16 protein-coding genes are annotated in these 17,928 nt (G+C 44.5%); 7 read left to right on the top strand and 9 right to left on the bottom strand.

Annotated features, from left to right (window positions below):
• Positions 1–230: 230 nt before the first annotated feature.
• Genes EQU50_RS02840 through EQU50_RS02850 form a run of 3 tightly spaced genes read left to right on the top strand, consistent with a single transcriptional unit; the run spans position 231 to position 2,285 of the window.
• Positions 231–878 carry a Tim44/TimA family putative adaptor protein gene (locus EQU50_RS02840; RefSeq protein WP_130153641.1) on the top strand — a complete coding sequence of 216 codons (648 nt, stop codon included), beginning with the start codon at positions 231–233 and terminating at the stop codon, positions 876–878.
• Positions 862–1,779 carry a murein transglycosylase A gene (gene mltA, locus EQU50_RS02845; protein ID WP_130153642.1) on the top strand — a complete coding sequence of 306 codons (918 nt, stop codon included), beginning with the start codon at positions 862–864 and terminating at the stop codon, positions 1,777–1,779. Before EQU50_RS02840 ends, mltA begins: the two co-directional genes overlap by 17 nt.
• Before the next feature lie 8 nt (positions 1,780–1,787).
• Positions 1,788–2,285 (top strand): Smr/MutS family protein, encoded by a 498-nt coding sequence (locus tag EQU50_RS02850; RefSeq protein WP_130153643.1) that lies wholly within the window; start codon positions 1,788–1,790, stop codon positions 2,283–2,285.
• Between the two features lie 63 nt (positions 2,286–2,348).
• On the opposite strand, the gene EQU50_RS02855 is transcribed toward EQU50_RS02850, so the two are convergent.
• The 4 genes from EQU50_RS02855 to hisS form a co-directional block, all read right to left on the bottom strand.
• Positions 2,349–3,716 carry a hypothetical protein gene (locus EQU50_RS02855; RefSeq protein ID WP_130153644.1) on the bottom strand — a complete coding sequence of 456 codons (1,368 nt, stop codon included), beginning with the start codon at positions 3,714–3,716 and terminating at the stop codon, positions 2,349–2,351.
• A gap of 67 nt (positions 3,717–3,783) precedes the next feature.
• A complete protein-coding gene (locus EQU50_RS02860) occupies positions 3,784–4,782 on the bottom strand; it encodes an SDR family NAD(P)-dependent oxidoreductase (RefSeq protein ID WP_130153645.1) in 999 nt (332 codons plus the stop codon).
• Positions 4,783–4,785: 3 nt separating this feature from the next.
• Positions 4,786–5,865, bottom strand: coding sequence for a peptide chain release factor 1 (prfA, locus tag EQU50_RS02865; RefSeq protein ID WP_130153646.1), 1,080 nt, complete (start codon positions 5,863–5,865; stop codon positions 4,786–4,788).
• A gap of 6 nt (positions 5,866–5,871) precedes the next feature.
• The gene (gene hisS, locus EQU50_RS02870; RefSeq protein WP_130153647.1) at positions 5,872–7,137 is read right to left on the bottom strand and encodes a histidine--tRNA ligase; all 1,266 of its coding nucleotides are present in this window, start codon (positions 7,135–7,137) and stop codon (positions 5,872–5,874) included.
• Between the two features lie 202 nt (positions 7,138–7,339).
• Here hisS and EQU50_RS02875 point away from each other — a divergent pair, with 202 nt between their 5' ends.
• The gene (locus EQU50_RS02875) at positions 7,340–8,911 is read left to right on the top strand and encodes a hypothetical protein (RefSeq protein WP_130153648.1); all 1,572 of its coding nucleotides are present in this window, start codon (positions 7,340–7,342) and stop codon (positions 8,909–8,911) included.
• Positions 8,912–9,195: 284 nt separating this feature from the next.
• Positions 9,196–10,368 carry a BaiN/RdsA family NAD(P)/FAD-dependent oxidoreductase gene (locus tag EQU50_RS02880; RefSeq protein WP_130153649.1) on the top strand — a complete coding sequence of 391 codons (1,173 nt, stop codon included), beginning with the start codon at positions 9,196–9,198 and terminating at the stop codon, positions 10,366–10,368.
• A gap of 94 nt (positions 10,369–10,462) precedes the next feature.
• On the opposite strand, the gene EQU50_RS02885 is transcribed toward EQU50_RS02880, so the two are convergent.
• Positions 10,463–10,888 (bottom strand): hypothetical protein, encoded by a 426-nt coding sequence (locus EQU50_RS02885; protein WP_130153650.1) that lies wholly within the window; start codon positions 10,886–10,888, stop codon positions 10,463–10,465.
• Between the two features lie 123 nt (positions 10,889–11,011).
• Here EQU50_RS02885 and EQU50_RS02890 point away from each other — a divergent pair, with 123 nt between their 5' ends.
• Entirely contained in the window at positions 11,012–12,160 is a 1,149-nt protein-coding gene (locus tag EQU50_RS02890) for an ISAs1 family transposase (RefSeq protein ID WP_130153184.1), read from the top strand.
• Positions 12,161–12,323: 163 nt separating this feature from the next.
• On the opposite strand, the gene EQU50_RS02895 is transcribed toward EQU50_RS02890, so the two are convergent.
• The 4 genes from EQU50_RS02895 to EQU50_RS02910 form a co-directional block, all read right to left on the bottom strand.
• Positions 12,324–13,226: a hypothetical protein gene (locus EQU50_RS02895; protein WP_130153651.1), complete on the bottom strand. Its 903-nt coding sequence runs from the start codon at positions 13,224–13,226 to the stop codon at positions 12,324–12,326.
• A gap of 266 nt (positions 13,227–13,492) precedes the next feature.
• Positions 13,493–14,281: an ABC transporter ATP-binding protein gene (locus EQU50_RS02900; protein WP_130153652.1), complete on the bottom strand. Its 789-nt coding sequence runs from the start codon at positions 14,279–14,281 to the stop codon at positions 13,493–13,495.
• Positions 14,282–14,299: 18 nt separating this feature from the next.
• A complete protein-coding gene (locus EQU50_RS02905) occupies positions 14,300–15,184 on the bottom strand; it encodes an ABC transporter permease (protein WP_130153653.1) in 885 nt (294 codons plus the stop codon).
• A gap of 4 nt (positions 15,185–15,188) precedes the next feature.
• Complete coding sequence (locus tag EQU50_RS02910) at positions 15,189–16,208, bottom strand: ABC transporter substrate-binding protein (protein WP_130153654.1); 1,020 nt, start codon at positions 16,206–16,208, stop codon at positions 15,189–15,191.
• Positions 16,209–16,426: 218 nt separating this feature from the next.
• Between EQU50_RS02910 and EQU50_RS02915 the strand changes: the two genes are divergently transcribed.
• On the top strand, positions 16,427–17,899 hold the full coding sequence (locus EQU50_RS02915) for a leucyl aminopeptidase (protein ID WP_130153655.1): 1,473 nt from the start codon (positions 16,427–16,429) through the stop codon (positions 17,897–17,899).
• Positions 17,900–17,928: the final 29 nt, after the last annotated feature.

Below are 17,928 nucleotides of genomic sequence, written 5' to 3' on the forward strand. Positions count from 1 at the left end.
AAATCTTGGGATTTTTGACGATTTCTGTGTATTTGTGCTCATGAGGGAAGTATCTTGGTCCACTTCCCATCAAAACTCCCAGTGTGTGATCTTAATTGCAACTTACTCAGAAGATATTATCCAAGGAATATTTAACTTGCCCAGTCAGGTTTTTCAAAATATCACACAATCTATTTATCAAATGGCGAATTAAAGGTATGATCAGTAAGTAGGCTTGTAAGGTATCAAAGATGGAAATTATTGTTTTTGCAGTGTTGGCTGGGTATTTATTCTTCCGGTTGTGGAGTGTTTTGGGCACGCGCACTGGCAATGAAAAGCCCTTAAACCCCTTGGGCCAAGCGCGTTTCGAGGAGGGTGAAAAAGACAATGTGATTGTCATACCCAAACAATTTGGAAAAGCCAGTTCGACAGAGGAATCGGATTCCAAGGTCGATGTTCAGGTCAGCCAGTTGAAAAAGGTGATGCCTGATTTCGATGTTGGATCGTTCATTCGCGGGTCGGAAAATGCCTTTGGTCTTATTATCAAGGCATACAGTGAGGGAAATGAAAATCTATTGAAGCAACTTTTGGAAGAAACAGTTTACGACCAGTTCTATACAGCCATCCAAGACCGTCAACAAAAAGGCCTGCGCCAAGAAACTGAAGTTGATTCGATTCAAGCAGAGTTGGTATCGATCGATGTCGTTGATAAAAAGGCCCAGATCACTGTGCGCTTTAAAAGTGACCAGATGATTGCGACGTTTAATCAGGTTGGTGAAAACATTGACAACCCTGCTCGAATACGCGTCCCGGTTACGGATTTATGGACGTTTGAAAAGCCCATAAAAGCCAAAACCCCAACTTGGTTATTGATTAGAACCAGTGTTGATACCATTTGACGATCTGCCTGGGTGGAGGCAGGATACCTTTTTATCGCTTGGGCGGGCTTTGTTATATTCAGCCCCGGTCGTTCTTGACGACCCTGTTTTAAAAGAGTGGCATCCTTTTTATCAGGCAGTGGTCCAGCATAATGGGGCAAACTGGCGTTATCTGATACAGCAATACTTAAGGGCTTATCGTCTTGAAGCCCCCATGCATTTTACAGGTTATTATGAACCTTTATTGCGCGGATCATTGCAACAATGGGGCGTTTATCAAACGCCCCTATACGCCTTGACGAATGATTGTACCCTGCCCCGTTCTGCCATTGTGAAAGGTGCGCTGGCGGGACAGGGGCTTGAGTTGGTTTGGGTTGATGATCCCATTGCCGCCTTCTTTTTACAGATTCAAGGATCAGGTCGCATTCAATTAGATGACGGCACTGTTTTAAGGTTAGGTTATGCAGGGACGAACCGTCATCCCTATCATCCCATAGGGAAAACATTGATCACGCAAAAATCGTTAGACCTTGAGAATGTAACAATGCAAACGATTAGCCAATGGCTGAAGGACAACCCCGTCCAGGCAGAAGACGTCATGTCAACGAACAAATCTTATGTGTTTTTTAAGGTCTTGGCTGAGGGCGGTCCCATCGGAACACAAGGTGTGCCGCTAACACCAGGGCGAAGTCTTGCCGTGGATCAGAAACATATGGCTTTGGGAACTTTGGTATGGGTTGATATCCCTCACCCTCTTCAGAAAGATGTAAATCTCCAACACCTAATGATTGCCCAAGATACGGGCGGCGCCATTAAGGGACCCGCGCGGGGGGATTACTTTTGGGGTTTTGGGGAAAACGCTGAACAGTCCGCTGGCGTCATGAATGTTAAAGGTGATTGTTACCGTTTGTTACCTATTTAGGAATTGTGATGAAAGGTCCAACCCCTGAAGATATAGCCTTATGGAAACTGTTTAGTGAGGGCATCAAACGTCTCACAAAAACAAAAACAGATTTTGCAACGCCGCGACCAGCCCATCACCTCTCATCCCCCGCTCCCAAAAGGGATATCGTCATCCCTGGAAAACCCCGTGGCACAAGCCAGCCGTTAGTCACCTTAGAGGCCCGTGATCTAAAAGCCATTAGCATAGATGGCCGATTGGACCTGCACGGGCATACTCTGGAACGTGCCCAGGCTTCTTTAGGCCGATTTATGAACGCCAGCCAGCAAATGAATCGGCGATGGGTTTTGGTAATCAGCGGCAAAGGTCTTCACAGCGCTGATGGACGGGCTACGTTAAAAACCTTTGTGCAGGAATGGTTCCGTCAAAACACCCATTTGGTGGTGGGATTTGCCGAATCAAAGCCCCAGGACGGGGGTGCCGGCGCCTTTTATGTGAAGGTCCGCCGTTTGCGCATCCATGATTAATCAGCAATTCATTTTAGAACTGGGCTCCTACAATTTATCACGTTTCAAATTGAAGTTCTGCTTTTATTGCCACTGGCTTTCAAGCCATTCATAGCGCACCTTGGCCTGCGTTCCCGTAAGACCTACATGTGATCCAATGTCCTTCCACCAATTATCGTCAAGTTTCATATGAAGCATTTGCTTCGCGGCAATAACCGCCCCAATAAAGGCGTTTTGTCTATGACTTAAATATGCCGCCTCATCTTTAGAATCTACCGACCAAGAAGGCCTAACATTGAACAAAATTTCTTGCAAATGTGTCAAGATCCCCGAGAAACCAACATTCTGTCGAACAAGGGTAACTTCTTCGCCCACTCGATGGAGGGTATCGCGAATTACAGACCATTCTTGCTTTTTAGGGGCCCGTCCAAAATCAATTCCCCACTCGCCTCCAGTTGCAACGATATTGGCCAAAATTGCGGGGGAAACTTCTCGGGGTTTCTTTAAATGACTTAGTGCTCTAAGTGCTCTTAATGGAGTCGCCAAGTCCGGTGTCAAGGTATGACTTCTTTCAGTTTTTGTTATAAAATTTCCCCATACCTTATCTTTATGATCAGCGGACACTCTTTGTAAATTGCTTACAAACATGATGGCAGACAGGCCTTCATCATTCACGTAGGTAGACATGGAAGGTTTAGCAGCCAAAAGCATGCCCACATTTTCATGCCTATTCCAATGTGTAGAATTTATAACAGACTCCAGAATCGCGTCTTCTGGGAAAAGTTTCAGAATACTTTGCAATAAGGGTTCCCCGGCAGGATCAGAACGAACTTCCACAACTTGAGTGACCAAGTTTTGACCAAGATTATTACGCCAACGGGCAAGCTGATCTTTAAAACCCGACTCAAACAAGGTTTGGATCATTATAAAGCTGGGATTAGGCACAGGATGAGAAGGGCTAGAAAATTCAGTATAACAACTTATCAACTTGAACTGATCAAATTCTTTATCGGACACGCCATCAAAGTGATGGTGGGTTAGCTCCCACCGATTACCAGCTTTAAGTCTTTGTTTGTGATTAACCAGTATGTTAGTAGCCTGTTGCCCAAACCAACGAACAAGAAACTCTCCAGCTCTGCTATCGTAGCCGTTAATTACATTGGATAAAACTGAAGGAAAGGTGGGATCCAAACAAGCTGCAATATATTCCGCTTCTGGAGTCTTTTGATTATCATCACAAGCGACATCAAGAATAACATCCAACGCTAAGCAAAAGTCCTCTCCCTGTGAATAATCATTCCCACCCTGGAAATGATCCCGAATAGCTTGATACCTATTAGCAGGCGCTGACGAGGCCGCTGGCGATGAGGATGAAGACGATGACGACGAGGCATTGGCGCAAGCCAACAACCCACCCACCAGCAAAAAAATGAAGCCACGAAATAAAAACATATGTGCAAATCCCAAATAATGAAGCTGCAATACAGGTAATGCCTGATTAAGGAAAATTCAAGTTTTATTATTTAAGATAAATTGTGTGTGTTTTGTACCATTCCACAAATTCTGCGATCCCCTGGTGAATATCCACCTTGGGGCAATACCCCAACTCTACCTTAGCTTTTTGGATATCGCTGGACGTTTCAACAATATCACCCGGCTGCAGGGGCAAGAAGTTTTTGTTGGCTTTTCTGCCCAAAGCTTCTTCTAACGCCTCAATGAACGTCATCAACGACTGCTTTTGGTCATTCCCCAAATTGTACAAGGGATGTTCCCTGGGTTCTACAGAAGCTGGCCGCCACAGGGCCGCCAAAATACCATCCACAATATCACTAATGTAAGTGTAATCCCGGCTCATCTGGCCATGGTTATAAACGTCAATGGTCTCACCCGCCAAGATCGCTTTGGTGAACTTAAACAACGACATATCGGGGCGCCCCCAGGGGCCATAAACTGTGAAAAGCCGCAGGCCCGTGATGGGGTATCGATATAGATGATAATAGGATTGAGCCATAAGCTCATTAGCCCGTTTGGTGGCTGCATACAAAGAAATGGGGTGCTCAACCGGATCCGATTCCTTAAAAGGCAACGAAGGGTTCAACCCATAGACCGAGGATGTACTGGCATACACCAAATGCTCAAAATTTTCCTGATAACGGCATTGTTCTAACATGACCATGAATCCGGTCACATTGCTGTGAACATAAGGGTAAGGATCAATCAAAGAATACCGCACGCCAGCCTGGGCTGCCAGGTGCACAACATGGGTGATGGGTTTCTCTTGCTGCCACATTTTTTCCATGGCTTGGTGATCCGCCACATCCAGGCAATAAAACTGAAAAAATTCGAAGGATTCCAGCTGTTTCAAACGGTCCTTTTTTAACTGAACACTGTAGTAAGAGTTCAGATTGTCCACACCCACAACTGTATGGCCCTCTTCCAAAAGGCGCTTTGCCACGTGGAACCCGATAAAGCCCGCAGCCCCTGTAACCAGAATTTTTTTAGATAGAGCACTGGTCATGACCTACTCCACCGCCTCGGCCAACTTCTCAGCCTGGTCATGGGAAATCAAGGGATCAATGATATCGTCCAACGCTTCCCCTGCCAAAATCTGCTCTATCTTATAAAGCGTCAAGTTGATCCGGTGGTCACTGACGCGACCTTGCGGAAAGTTATATGTCCGAATACGCTCTGACCGATTGCCAGACCCCACCTGCGTTTTCCGGCTGGCAGCACGTTCGGAATCAAGGCGCATCCGCTCAGCCTCATACAACCGGGCCCGTAAAATCTTCATCGCCTTAGCCTTGTTCTTATGCTGTGATCGCTCATCCTGCTGCGTGACCACGACACCCGTTGGAATATGGGTAATCCGCACCGCACTGTCGGTGGTGTTCACATGCTGCCCACCAGCCCCCGACGCCCGATAGACATCGATCTGCAAGTCTTTTTCATCAATCTGAATGTCAACATCCTCAGCCTCTGGCAAAACCGCCACAGTCGCGGCAGACGTGTGGATACGTCCGCTTGCTTCTGTCTGAGGAACCCGTTGCACACGATGAACACCCGATTCAAATTTCAACCGCGCAAAAACCCCCTTACCAGAAATGGACGCGCTGGCCTCTCGAATAGCGCCCAAGCCGCTGTCGGCTGAGTTCAACAACTCAAACTTCCATCCTTTGACCACTGCATATCGTTGGTACATGCGCAAAAGATCTGCGGCAAACAGGCCAGCCTCCTCCCCGCCTGTGCCCGCGCGAATTTCCAAAATGGCGTTTCGATCATCATCGGCGTCTTTTGGCAACAGCAACAGGCGGATTTGATTTTCCAGGTCTGGAAGCATTTCTTTTAAGGTGTGAAACTCGGAATAAGCCAGCTCGCGCATGTCAGCGTCCAGGCTGCTGTCGTTGGCTAAAAGCTCAGCCTCTTTTAAATCGTGTTGCTGCTTTCGAAGGTCACCAACTGCCTCCGCCACTTCCGTCAAATCAGAATATTCTTTCGACAATCTGGCAAAATCAGCGGGGTCACTGAGCGTGTGAACAGCCAGCGCATCGCGCAGTTCTTGGTGCCTTTGGATTAGGCGGTCTAGTTTTTGATCAAATGACATATTAAATTAAGCTTTTTTCAATGACAAAAGGTGGGGGACAAGGTCAGATATCGACACTATAGTTTCTTTATCGCCAGCTGGGGAAAAATCTTGCTGTAAATAACGAATCTTTACCTGGTTTGATTGATATTCTTCCGGTCGCAACAAAACGGCCACCTGACAGCCGGCTTTATCAGCGGCCTTCAGGCGTTTCGATAAATCCCCTTTTAAGAATACCTCACAAGGAACACAGACATGGCGAAGTTGTTGCGCAAACTTTAAACTGATCGGCTCTAAACCTTCCTCAGCCGCAATCAAGGCAATTTTCAGATGGTCAGGCGTCTTAAAGTCCGTCAGCATCAAAGCCAGACGATCCAGGCCACAAGCCCACCCGACTGCTGGAACGACAGGCCCACCCAATTGCTGCATCAACCCATCATAGCGGCCGCCTGCCAGAATGGCATCTTGCGCCCCAAGCGAGTTGGTCTTGAATTCAAAAGCTGTATGGCAATAATAGTCAAGGCCCCTGACAAGCTTCTGGTTACGGGTGAAATCAATACCTAACGTCACAAGGCCATTTTGAACCTGATCAAAAAAATGGCGAGAATCTTCGGTTAGATATTCGTCAAACAAGGGGGCATCTTGGCACAACACCTGATCGTTAGCATCTTTGGAATCTAAAATCCGCAACGGATTTTTCTCAAGCCGGATTTGACTGTCAGGTGATAAGTCATTTTTATAACGGCCAAAATAATCAACCAAGGCTTGGCGATAGTTTTGGCGGCTTTCTAAATCACCCAGAGTATTCAGGTGCAACTGATAATCGCTAATGCCCCAGGCCTTTAACAGATGGTCAGCCAAAGCGATGCATTCCACATCCGCCAAAGGATGGGCCGAACCGATATATTCCACGCCCAATTGGTAAAACTGTCGGTACCGGCCCTTTTGGGGACGTTCGTACCGAAACATAGGACCGCTGTAAAACAACTTTTGGGGCAACGTCTGGGTCAACCCTGCACTGATAATAGCCCGCGTAACAGGGGCCGTACCCTCGGGCCTTAGGGTCAGCGAATCGCCCCCACGATCAGCAAAGGTGTACATTTCTTTACCCACCACGTCAGAGGTTTCGCCCAAACCCCGTTGGAACAACGACGTATGTTCAAAAATCGGCGTCTCGATTCCCTGATAGCCATAAGCTGCCAAAATATCGAATGCCACACGGTTAAGATAACTGCATTTGGCGTAATCATCGCCTAAAAGATCGCGTGTTCCGCGAACTGGTTGTGTGGACATAAATCACCGAAGTTTTACAAGTAATGCTTGGCATATTAGGGGATAATGTTTTGGGATTCAACCAGTAGCGATCGCACTTCAGGGTTTCTTGATCTTGTACAAACCTATTCATACCTGCCTGAACTTACTGATAACATAATCATTGCATTTCAATTTTTATGTACTATATATCAGGTGACAATCATTTTTAGGGAGCACAAAAATGAGTAAGATTTTATTTTCTTTTTTCTTTTTTTTATTGGGGTTGTTTGAGCTTAGTATGGCATCCCAGAACCCTTTAGCCGATACGCGCTTGTTAACGATCGATGTGAATGCTTTCAGCAAAGCTATGCCAAACCTTGCTCAGCAACCGTCCATTAAAGACGGTATCCTTCCATTTTTCTTAAGCATTGATCACGCTGAACGAGGCACAAAAAGCCAGTCTTTATTCAAAAAACCTGACTATACCGTTTGGTCCGATTTGCTAAGCAAGATGGGAATTCAAGCCAGCGGAGTCAATGTTTTATACGCCCTGAATCGCATTCAACAGGAAGTTGAGCTGGCTATGGATTTGTCACCAACTCAAAAAGATCAGATGCAAGAAATCAGAAAAGGGGCACAAGAGGCTTCCTTGATGTTACTGGGCGGGTGCTGGGGTATTTTGGACGAAAAAACGACCCAAGACCGCTACGGAAATGATATGGAAACTATTCAGAATGTGGTGCAGAACTTAGGTCGTTCTGCGTATAAAGTTGAACAGGATGTGAACACCTTTACGAAAGGACTTCAGCAAAAGATAGAACAATTTCCCAACCCCAATCAACAGGCGCACAGGGATCATGTAACTGTCTTGGTAACTCAGGGATGGTTAATAGAATCACGCACAGCAGACCTCCTTGCAACAGGCAAGGGAATACTTATCGGTGCTTTGACCCCGTCGCAAGCAAGTCTTTGGAGCGCATATGAAAAAAAGGGACCTGTTAACCCATGGGAATGGAACAAAAATGGCGGCATAATTTCCTTCGGGCCTAAGACTGCCCAAAAAACAGCACCTGACGAAAGTTGGATTCAATACTTTGATTCAAAACAGCATCCGTTTCTGACTGACGATTCGGTAGCCCAAAAGGGCCCACTAGGCACAAGTGTTAATTTAAGTTTAAAAGTGCCTAAAAGCGGTTACGAGAGGAGAACTAATTTTAAACATTCTCCTTTGTATAAATCCATCATGAAGGGCGATATAAGCTTAAGCGGCCTCAGTTTTTCAGATTTTATGACGAATTCTAACCCCGCCAATGATTTTCAGAATATTCTAACGAAGAACCTTGATTTAGAAGTGTTATCACTTGGCGCTAGCATTGCCTTATCTGAGGTAGGGCGAATAAGTGACCTCGGTGTGAAAGCCAAAACTCTTATATTGGAAGAGCCGTATTATTCTTATGTTATGATTGAGCATCTGGGGTATGGGGGTTCGAAAAGCCTATTGGACAGCGTCACTTGCTTGTATCTGTTTAGTTGTGATGATGATGTTCTGATCGCGTTGGGCAAAGCAAACCTACAGGAATTGAAGGAATTGGTTTTAATTGATACACAAGTAAAATTAAGTGAAGATAAGGAAGAGGCTTTGGAACAATCTCAACTGTTCAAAAGGCTCAAAAAACTTAAGATATGGGCACGTAATGGTGGTATTACAGAAAAAAGGATTACTAATTTCGTAGGAGAGTTGAAATTGGATAGAAGCACAATCGAGGTCTCGACGACATATGTTCCTAAGTTCCCTCTTGATATACTCCTTTGAAATGATTTTAGGGGTAGAAGCGATTTTACCAACTTTTTTTAAAGCCCCTGATCCATGACGATGCAATCCAACTGTTGTGCTATCTGCCCACACAAAGTCAACCGTAGCTTTCTTTTTTTACTGCAATTGATATACCCCATTCAAATCATTTTGCGGGATTTTTATGACAGAGGTTTTTTCCAGAAACAAGACGAGAAAGTCCCGAATAGTCATTCTATTTAAGGCTTTTAAGCCGCTGTTTATGGGAAAAAGATCAAACAGAAACACCAGGGAAATGATTTGAAATGAATATATGCGACGTCATCGTTATTGGCGCAGGCGCCGCTGGTCTTATGGCAGCCGCCACCGCCGCAAAACGTGGGCGACGCGTTATATTGATTGAGCACACAAACAAAATTGGCGAAAAAATCCGCATTTCTGGTGGGGGTCGAAGCAACTTCACCAACCTTTTTGCAAGTCCTAAAAACTATATCAGTCGCAATCCGCATTTCGCGAAATCGGCCTTGGCAAGCTATACGCAGCACGATTTTATAAAGCTTGTTGAATCATATAATATTGCCTATCACGAAAAGACCTTGGGCCAATTGTTTTGTGATGGATCGTCCAAGCAGATTATTAACATGTTGCTCAGTGAATGCCAAAAGGGTCAAGTTGACGTTCGTCTTAACTGCGCCGTCACAAATATTGCCAAAGGTGACCACTTTAAGATCAGCACCTCTGATGGCATTCTTTCAGCCGAATCAGTTATTATTGCCACCGGCGGCCTATCAATTCCCCCAATAGGTGCCACAGATTTTGGCTATAAAATTGCCCGACAATTTGGCCTTAAAGTTTTGGCGACACAACCTGCCCTGGTGCCCCTAAAAGTTCCACCCTCGACCCTTCATATGTTCACAAGTTTAAGTGGCATTTCTGTTGATGCAATCGCCTCATATCACGACGTACACTTTCGCGAAAATATTTTATTTACTCATCGGGGTTTAAGTGGACCCGCCATTTTGCAAATCTCGTCCTATATGCAGAAATTTTCTAAAGAGGAAATAACCTTGAACTTGCTGCCAGACATTGATTTGAAAGATGAATTTAAACTCAATCGAAACAGCAAACAAACTGTTGGCAATTTCTTGAAAAATCACTTCCCCAATCGTCTTGTCGAGACAATGGCAACCCCAGATTATGGGGTCCGCATCACCGAACTTAAAAACAACCGTTTATTCGAAATCGCAGACTCTTTTCACCAGTTTAAAGTGACCATTGATGGCAGCGAAGGGTATCAAAAGGCTGAAGTTACCGTCGGCGGAATCGATACAGATGAATTGTCATCAAAAACATTGATGAGCACAAAGGTCCCCCAATTATTTTTCATAGGCGAAGTAGTCGACGTTACCGGATGGCTTGGCGGCTATAATTTTCAGTGGGCCTGGTCATCGGGGTACTGTGCCGGGCAGCATTGCTGATACCCGCGACAACTGAATACGGCATATATGGACGCGGCAGACCGGCCATATGTGACGAATTGGCGCCTGTTACCAAGCAAAATCATTCTTAAGGTTATAACCTGCCTATATCAACCGTAATCCTTGGAAGAGGTTGGTTTATTAATTCATTGTGCGATAAATTTTTAAATTTTTGTGGTTCCTCTTTTAGAAGCCTCTTAAAATCCTCCTCGCCTAAAACATAAGAATCATTTGGTAACTGTTTTTTCAAAATACGCTTCATCATAAAAGTTGGTTTAGTGGTAAAGTACTGAACGATTGGATTTACATTTTGCGTTGTTTTAGCTGCAAAACGATGCAATTTGAGGGCAAGTTTTTCATGAGTCGGTAATGTGTTTTTGTTGGCTATGTGAAAAATATTTCGCTCAATACCCATATGAACACTCATGTTACAACCGGGACTTGTTAAAACCGTCATGCTCATTTCAAGGTTATCTATCTTTCCTAAATCAAAGGGAGTAGGTGTTTCACCAAGGCGCATGGCGATTGCACTGAAAATTAGTTTAGTATTCTAAAAATTATTTCCTAATTTTTTATTCGGCTTTTCTGCTGTTCTATCCGTTGTTATTATTCTTTTTTCTCAATAAAGAAAAAGGAAACAGGGATGCAGTTATCAGATACTTTCCTCAAACATTTTGAACCTCTTGCCGATCCTCGTATTGATAACCACAACAAGCTTCACAAATTGCACGATATCTTGGTAATAACAATATTGGCCACAATTTGTGGCGCTGATAACTGGGTTGATATTAGTGAATTTGGCAAAGCCAAATACGATTGGTTATCAACATTTCTCGAGCTGCCTAATGGTGTGCCATCTCATGATACTTTTGGCCGTGTGTTTTCCATACTTGACCCAGAGCAATTTGAATCCTGCTTTTATGCATGGATCAAGTCACTCTCTATCGATGTTAATTCTGAGATTATTGCTATTGATGGAAAAACGCTACGGGGTTCTGGCAACAGAAGAAAAGAGAAAAAAGCCCTACACATTGTAAGTGCCTGGGCAAGCAATCAAAGTCTTCTTTTAGGGCAAGTTAAAACGGATGAAAAATCCAATGAAATTACAGCCATTCCAAAATTACTCAAGATGATTGATGTTACTGGTAGTACAGTCACCATTGACGCCATGGGTTGTCAGCAGTCAATTGCTGAAGAGATCTTAATTCAAGGTGCAGACTACGTATTAGCTCTAAAAGATAATCAACCGAAGCTTCATGAAATGGTCAAGGCAATTTTCCATATAGGAGAATCACGTCAGTACAAGAAGATGCTTAATCGACGGAAAGTAGAGAAGATCCATGATCATGGTCGCATAGAAACACGTCGCTATACATTAGTATCAGCACGCGATCCGGCAGTATTTCAACTTCGTTGGCCTGGGTTAAAGGGTGTTGGCATGCTTGAAACAACACGCACAACTAATAATCAGGTTGAGCGTAGTACCCGCTACTTTCTAACAAGTTTAGCCTATGAAAATATTGATCAGTTTATGGTTGCTGTCAGAAAACACTGGAACATAGAAATTAACCTGCACTGGTCTTTGGATGTAGGTTTTAGGGAAGACCATAACCAGGTGCATGTTGGCCACGCGGCCAAGAATTTGGCTGTCATGAGACGTATTGCTTTGAATCTACTCAAGCAAGAAAAAACGAATAAACGAGGGGTGAGCTGTCGACGGAAGGTAGCAGGCTGGGACAACAAATACTTATTGAAAATTCTAACCGCTGACCACAATTTAAAGCGCGTTTGAGCGGATTGACTGATATAAACGGTAAGTCTTTTAAAGGGGAGGATAGTGTCTAAAAATAAAAAAAACAGGAAGTAGATCTCTCAAAACCTACAAAATCAAATCAATCTACAAAAGTTTGGGAAATAGCAGAAACCGTAATTTTAAAAACTAGGCTGAGGAGATGTCAGTGCAATCGCCATGCACCAAGGCGCGGAATATAGGCGTACATAATCCATACCTCTAATGAAGTTTTATCTGTTTCTAATAACGTATCGAACATTTTAAGGGTATTCCGAAAAGCCTGGAATCCCATCCCCAAGTCTCTAAAAAAATCTTCATCTATTTCTTTCTTTTGCTCTTCTCTTTTAGGCTTTTGCTTCTTCTCAAATTCATCCCAAGTCTTAAAATTTTTTGTGGATAGCTTTTCGGCTACCATAAACAGGTCATCAGAGAATTTTTCATAATGGAAACCATTAGCTTGGTTAGTTGAATTTTGACGAATGCTCGAATTTCTTTGGTGAAGTAGATTATTTTGAGATAAAGTTTTAGCTTTCTCAACAGGCAGCACTCTGGGTCGATAGGACGACACCGTTTCATAAAACCACCCCATGAAATGAGGGGTTAGAAGAAAATTATAATTGATCCCCTCCTGATCGTTTATTTTTTTTAATGTAGTCTCTAACAATTGGCAATCAGAGTCATATTTCCAAGAAGCTCTGTACCACAAGGCCCATGCAATGCTTTCTACAGCTTTTAGAGCACGGTAGTGAGCAAGAAAATGCTTATTTGAATGGTCAATTGTTGAAAGTTTCGGCAAGTCTCGAGGATCGTCAATAACCACACTGCCTATGATGGCTTTAAAAATGATTTCTTTTTCTTTAGTGTTTGCAGCCCTACTGTAATCAATTGCCTCAGGGTCTGCTAACTTGTCGCTGATGTCCTTTGTCAATCCTTCAATAACTGGGGTTACTTTCTGGCCAGAAGACCCGAATGCCAAAATACGCCTTTGATCTTTTTCAAAGATATATTCAACAGCGTTTAAATTAGGAACTAATATTAATAAAAAATATATTAGAAAATAACGCATACAAAACTTTCAGAATAGTTGAGTGTGATTTTATTATTGAACCTGCGCTGCAAGCCTCTAAGTGGTGATTTTGAGCAGCAGAATGCTTGGCCTAAAAAAACTTAAAGATAACTTACACTTTAATCGCACAATATGCGTTTTTATATATACATTTCAATATAAAAAATTTTTAAGTTTCAAAATAAATTGATGGGTTAAATTTTAATCAACTTTTTTAAGTTAATTGGACTTGCCGTCAAGAAAAAAGCAATAGCATCAGTATAGTATTAGCCCCCTTGCAGCAGCAATCGATCATCGTCGATGGAACGTCCAAACTGCTTTAACAGATCCTGTGCCGTCAAACTGGCCCGTTCAGGCCCAGACACATCGTAAATAATTTTGCCTTCGTGCAACATAATAGTACGCGTGCCATAGTGCAAAGCCTGATGAAGGCTATGGGTGACCATCAAGGCCGTTAATTGTTTTTCGGTGATGATTTTCTGACTCAGCTCCATCACGTAAGCCCCTGTCTTTGGGTCTAAGGCCGAGGTGTGCTCGTCCAACAATAAAATCTTCAAAGGGCTTAATGTTGCCATCAGTAAGCTGACGGCCTGACGCTGCCCCCCTGACAGCAAAGACATCAATGTGTCCAAACGATCCTCTAAACCTAAATCAAGCTTTTTAAGTGTCTGGTAAAAAAGATCACGGGTATTGTGCTTTAAGGCCCACGACAAACCCCGTCGTTTCCCCCGCTGCAAAGCCAAGGCCATGTTTTCAGCAATGGTCAAATCAGCACACGTCCCCGCCAACGGATCTTGAAAAACCCGGGCAACCAAGTCAGCACGGGCATGAGTGGGCAATTTACTAACATCCTTATCGTCAACACAAATCGACCCTTGGGATGGTAAAACCTCACCCGCAATTGCATTTAAGAACGTTGATTTTCCGGCACCATTACTGCCAATAACAGTGACGAATTCGCCTTCTTGAATTCTTAAATTGACCCCTTGTAACGCCTTCTTTTCCGTGATGGCACCTGGGGCAAAAGTTACATGAATATTATTTAATGTGATCATTTTTACACCAACTGAGGATCAAGAAAGGGCTTTAATGCGTTGCGTCAACGATGGCAACAGCATAGCCAAAGCCACCAATACCGCCGTTACCAGGTTTAAGTCGGAAGCCTGCAACCCAATGTCGCCCACATTTAAAGCAGTGGCAATGACCAAGCGATACAAAATTGCCCCCAAAACACACGCGCCAAGAGCCTGGAAAATTGTCCGCGTTGGCAAAACCGCCTGACCAATAATCACCGCAGCCAAACCAATAATGATTGTCCCTACACCAAGTGATACATCAGCAAATCCATGAACTTGGGCGAACAAAGCCCCTGCCAGGGCCACCAAAGCGTTCGACAAACTAAGACCTAGCCAAATCATTTTATTATCATTAATACCTTGAGCCCGGCTCATGCGTGGATTATTACCGGTTGCCCGCATCGCCAAACCCAGGCGAGTGTTTAAGAAACAATAAACCCCCATCATCAAAATAACGGCAATAACCATCAGCGGCATAAGATAAACAGAACCCAAAAAACTTGCGTTCCCAAACCACTCAGTGAAGATTGTTTTTTCGCCCAACAACGCGATATTGGGCTTGCCCATAATTCTTAAGTTAAGGGAATATAATGCCGTCATCGTTAAAATACTGGCCAACAAGTTCAAAATTCGCAAATGCGTTGACAACCAGGCCGTCACCCATCCAGCTAACGACCCAGCCAAAATGGCGCTAAGGGTAGCCAGACCTGGATGAACGCCATGGGTAATCAACGACGCACAAACCGCGGCCCCCAAAGGGAAGCTTCCATCCACGGTCATATCTGGAAAATTCAACGTTTTAAACGATAAGAAAACCCCCACCGCTACCAAGCTGTAAATAAGACCCAGTTCGACGGTCCCTACAAACTGAAACAAATTCATATGCTTATCCCCTAACCTCTTCCCCGACAACAATAGCCTCTTTAAGCCATGTTTCAGGGAAACTTATCCCAATACGAACAGCCGTTTGCTTGTTTACGAATACGTGCAGGGGATGATTTGTTAAAACAGGCAAGGTGGCTGCATCGCCCCCTTGTAAAATCTTCACAACATACTCGGCGACTTTTTTACCAAGTTCACGACGATCATAGCCTTTTGTCGCCAAAGCCCCCGCCGCCACAGAACCCACATCGCCCGCAAATAAGGGGATTTTGTGACGTTCCGCAATCAATGCAATACTTTTCATGCCAGAAACGGCCGTGTTGTCGTTGGGAATATAAAGGGCCTGGACCTTATCAACAAGGCTCGTCACGGCGGCACTGACATCAGCTGTCTTACTGGCCGTGGCTTCCATAAGGGTAATGTTTTCTAACGCCAAAGCCTCTTTGAGGACTTGAACCATTTTCATGGAATTGCTTTCACCGGGGTTATAAACCACACCAATCGTTTTTATGCCAGGCACCAATTGTTTCATCAGTTCAATTTGTGAGGCAACAGGCAAAGCATCACTTACCCCCGTCACCGCATCAGTCTTATTTGTTAAATCCTTAACCAATTTCGCACCCACAGGGTCTGTCACGGCAGTAAACACCAAAGGAACTTTTTGGCCCAAACAAGGAGCCAGCGCTGCCTGCGCAGAGGGGGTTGAAATTGCCACCATCACTTTTGGTTTTTGACATAAAAGCTGTGTTACAATTTGTGCGGATATGCCTAAGTTTCCTTGGGCATTTTGATACATGATTTTAATGTTTTGCCCATCTTTATACCCCGCATCAGCAAGGGCCTCGATAAGACCTTCCCGTTCTTGATCAAGTGACTGATGCTCAATAATCTGTGTAATGGCAACAATCGGCAACTCAGGCGTCGCTGATGTAAGGTGTTCTGAAGACGATCCGAAGAAGACCCTATACCCCACACCAATCGCAATAAGGGCAGCAAGAACGACAAAAATTTTAATGGTCTTCATAGGGCTAAAAGATCTAATAGGTAAAATTTAAACGATTAATCGAACCAACAGTCTATCTCAATTTGGTATGAGAATACAGAATTTTATGGCGCTTAAAATACGGAAATTATTCCTTAATAAAGCAGGAGCCTTTCGGATCATGTATGCGTTCCTCGTGGACACATTTGCTGCCTACCCTTATAGTAAACTTAACTTCTCCATAACTTAAAATAGATGCTATGAAAATTTCTTTCTCATCCACAGTTAACTTAACCCAACAAGACTGCTTGGTTATAGGCATGTTTGAGGAGGCTGATTTGGCCTCTCCCTCCAACCTCATAAATTTAGATTTTGTAAGACATGCCCTCAAAACGACCGCCTTTAAGGGCAAAAAAGCAGAAACGCTGTCTTTGGTCACTCCAGCCGACATGAAGGCTGGGCAAGTTTTAGTCATCGGTTTGGGCAAGGCCGAAAAAGTGACAGAACAAGTTTTGCAAGAGGTCGGTGCGAAAGCCATTTCCACTCTAGAGAAAAGCCAAGCCAAAAGAATTGTCGTTGACATACACCTGGACAGTTTTGGAAAAGCCGGAGACGGTGCCGCCCATATGGCAGCAGGGGCGCAAATAAGACATTGGAAATTCGACCTCTACAAAACTCAGAAAAAAGATACGCCTTGTTTAGACGAGTTCACGTTTGTTACCCAGCATCCCCATGATGCTGAAAAATTATTTTCAGACCTCTCCGCCATCAGTGAAGGGGTCGCTTTGACGCGCCACGTTGTCTCAGAGCCCCCGAACGTTTTGTACCCGGAAACCATGGCCCAAAAAGCCCTGGAGCTAGAAACCTTAGGCATTAAGGTTGAGGTTTTAGGCGAAAAAGATATGGAAAAGTTGGGCATGGGCGCTTTATTGGGCGTAGGGCAAGGCAGCATCCGGGAATCAAAGCTTATTGTGTTGCAGTGGCTGAATGGCCCAAAAGACGAAGCACCCGTGGCCATTGTTGGCAAGGGCGTCACCTTTGACAGCGGCGGAATTTCCATCAAGCCATCGAACGGCATGGAAGACATGAAATACGACATGGCGGGATCGGGCGTTGTTTTGGGCATGATGAAGGCGTTGGCCACACGCCAAGCAAAGGTGAACGTTGTTGGCATCATGGGCATGGTTGAAAATATGCCATCAGGATCCGCCCAACGGCCAGCTGATGTGGTAACCTCCATGTCCGGTCAAACGATCGAGGTTGTGAATACGGACGCCGAAGGGCGCTTGGTTTTGGCGGATGCTCTATGGTACACCCAAGACAGATTTAAACCTAAAGCTATGATCAACTTGGCCACCCTGACAGGGGCCATTAAAGTGGCATTGGGCGAAGAATATGCCGGGTTGTTTTCTAACAATGATGAGCTCTCTGAAAAACTGACCAAAGCAGGAAAAACGGTGCAGGAGCAATTATGGCGACTCCCCATGGGCGAGGCCTATGACCGTGATATTGATTCCGAAATTGCAGACATGAAAAACGTCGGATCCGGTCGCGGTGCCGGCAGCACAACGGCAGCACAATTTTTGCAGCGTTTCGTGAACAATGTCCCCTGGGCCCACTTGGATATTGCTAGCGTCGCATGGCTCAAAAAAGACCACCCTTTAACCGGCAAGGGCGCCACGGCTTTTGGTGTGCGACTGTTGAACACGTTTATAAAACAAAATTACGAGTAGATAGACAAGAGAGCATCCATTTCAAGATG

This window comes from Candidatus Finniella inopinata (assembly GCF_004210305.1).
GTDB lineage: Bacteria > Pseudomonadota > Alphaproteobacteria > Paracaedibacterales > CAIULA01 > Finniella > Finniella inopinata_A.

What these genes read in the sequence shown, in the direction of transcription:
- hisS (WP_130153647.1), bottom strand. Translation starts at nt 7,137, where the DNA reads ATGTCCACACAACCAGTTCGCGGAACACGCGATCTTTTAGGCGATGAT.
- prfA (WP_130153646.1), bottom strand. Translation starts at nt 5,865, where the DNA reads ATGTCATTTGATCAAAAACTAGACCGCCTAATCCAAAGGCACCAAGAA.
- EQU50_RS02850 (WP_130153643.1), top strand. Translation starts at nt 1,788, where the DNA reads ATGAAAGGTCCAACCCCTGAAGATATAGCCTTATGGAAACTGTTTAGT.
- EQU50_RS02860 (WP_130153645.1), bottom strand. Translation starts at nt 4,782, where the DNA reads ATGACCAGTGCTCTATCTAAAAAAATTCTGGTTACAGGGGCTGCGGGC.
- EQU50_RS02910 (WP_130153654.1), bottom strand. Translation starts at nt 16,208, where the DNA reads ATGAAGACCATTAAAATTTTTGTCGTTCTTGCTGCCCTTATTGCGATT.
- EQU50_RS02890 (WP_130153184.1), top strand. Translation starts at nt 11,012, where the DNA reads ATGCAGTTATCAGATACTTTCCTCAAACATTTTGAACCTCTTGCCGAT.
- EQU50_RS02880 (WP_130153649.1), top strand. Translation starts at nt 9,196, where the DNA reads ATGAATATATGCGACGTCATCGTTATTGGCGCAGGCGCCGCTGGTCTT.
- EQU50_RS02855 (WP_130153644.1), bottom strand. Translation starts at nt 3,716, where the DNA reads ATGTTTTTATTTCGTGGCTTCATTTTTTTGCTGGTGGGTGGGTTGTTG.
- EQU50_RS02840 (WP_130153641.1), top strand. Translation starts at nt 231, where the DNA reads ATGGAAATTATTGTTTTTGCAGTGTTGGCTGGGTATTTATTCTTCCGG.
- EQU50_RS02905 (WP_130153653.1), bottom strand. Translation starts at nt 15,184, where the DNA reads ATGAATTTGTTTCAGTTTGTAGGGACCGTCGAACTGGGTCTTATTTAC.
- EQU50_RS02885 (WP_130153650.1), bottom strand. Translation starts at nt 10,888, where the DNA reads ATGCGCCTTGGTGAAACACCTACTCCCTTTGATTTAGGAAAGATAGAT.
- EQU50_RS02900 (WP_130153652.1), bottom strand. Translation starts at nt 14,281, where the DNA reads ATGATCACATTAAATAATATTCATGTAACTTTTGCCCCAGGTGCCATC.
- EQU50_RS02875 (WP_130153648.1), top strand. Translation starts at nt 7,340, where the DNA reads ATGAGTAAGATTTTATTTTCTTTTTTCTTTTTTTTATTGGGGTTGTTT.
- EQU50_RS02895 (WP_130153651.1), bottom strand. Translation starts at nt 13,226, where the DNA reads ATGCGTTATTTTCTAATATATTTTTTATTAATATTAGTTCCTAATTTA.
- EQU50_RS02915 (WP_130153655.1), top strand. Translation starts at nt 16,427, where the DNA reads ATGAAAATTTCTTTCTCATCCACAGTTAACTTAACCCAACAAGACTGC.